Here is a 1322-nt window from a genome sequence, read left to right as displayed (position 1 = left end):
GGCAAGAACAGCTTCCACCTCGTCGGTCAGGATCAACGCGGCGCCATCGTGCTGCGGATCAAGCTCTCCCGGTCCCAACTCACCCAGCGGTTGGCCAACATTCCACCTTGCCTGATCGGCATGGAAGCCTGCGCTGGTGCCCACCACGTCGGCCGCCAGCTCCAAGCATTGGGCCATGACGTGCGCCTGATCCCGGCCCAGTACGTCAAACCGTTTCTGAAGGGCCACAAGAACGACTATCGCGATGCCGAAGCCATTGCGGAGGCGGTGCAGCGGCCCACCATGTCGTTCGTGGCGATCAAGATGCCAGAGCAGATGGATCTGCTCGCCCTGCACCGGGTCCGCTCTCGCCTGGTCAGCCAGCGCACGGGCGTCACCAACCAGATCCGCGGCTTCCTGCTTGAGCGCGGCATCACCGTGCGCCAGGGCCTTGCGCCGCTGCGGCAGGCGCTGTCAGGCATCCTGGGTTCGTCCTCCGACGCCTTGTCACCGCGGCTGGTTTGCCTCATCGCTGACCTGATGGAGGATTGGCGCCGGCTCGACGAGCGCATCACCGAGGTCTCGGCTGAGATCGAGGCGCTCGCCGCCCAGGACGAGCACTGCCAGCGCCTGATGAGCGTGCCGGGCGTGGGGCCGATCATCTCCAGTGCTGTCGTGGCGGCCATTGGAACGGGGGCAGGGTTCAAGCAGGGGCGGGACTTTGGCGCCTGGCTCGGGCTGGTCCCCAAGCAGGAGTCGACCGGCGACCGCACCATTCTGGGCAAGATCTCGAAGCGCGGCAACAAGTACCTGCGGACGCTCTTCGTGCAGGCGGCACACATCGTGCTGGTGCGCCGGCCGCATGGGGCGAGGGTGGGGCTGTGGCCGTGGATCGAGGCCGCGGGGCGGCGGCTGCACCGCAACATGCTGGTGATTGCCCTGGCCAACAAGCTCGCCCGCATTGCCTGGGCGGTGCTGGCGCGTGGACATGCTTATCAGCCGAGGAGTGCCTCCCATGCAGTGTGAGGTGAGAGCGCTTCAGGCTCTGTCTGCAACCAATCAGCCCTGAGGAGACAACGATGAAGTCGATGATCTAATCAGCGGCTGTCCCGCCGAGGTCTGCGAGATGACGAAGGAGATGGACGAACGGTCTGCCCGGCGCAACCACGAGACTGGGTGCCATGATGGCCCGCAGAGGTCTTTCAGCTAGCGAGTCTTGGATGCGCGCGGATACCCATGATGGCCCGGAGCTGAGGCTCCACCTTGAGGCCGAATACATTGATGCAGCTCTCACGTTCGTCCGTCCGCCAACATCATCTTGCGACGCACGGCCGGACCATACA

General features: G+C 65.1%; 1 protein-coding gene. It reads left to right on the top strand.

Annotated features, from left to right (window positions below; translation table 11 throughout):
* Positions 1 to 1005, top strand: a 1005-nt coding sequence (locus tag JKL45_RS29545) for an IS110 family RNA-guided transposase (RefSeq protein ID WP_210345920.1), incomplete at its 5' end; no start/stop codon positions are given.
* Between the last annotated feature and the right edge of the window lie 317 nt (positions 1006 to 1322).

Origin of the sequence: Microvirga soli, assembly GCF_016734765.1 — a bacterium.
Classification (GTDB): domain Bacteria; phylum Pseudomonadota; class Alphaproteobacteria; order Rhizobiales; family Beijerinckiaceae; genus Microvirga; species Microvirga soli.
The sequence above is the reverse complement of the archived record's forward strand: the minus strand, read 5'-3'. Positions and strand labels throughout refer to the sequence as shown.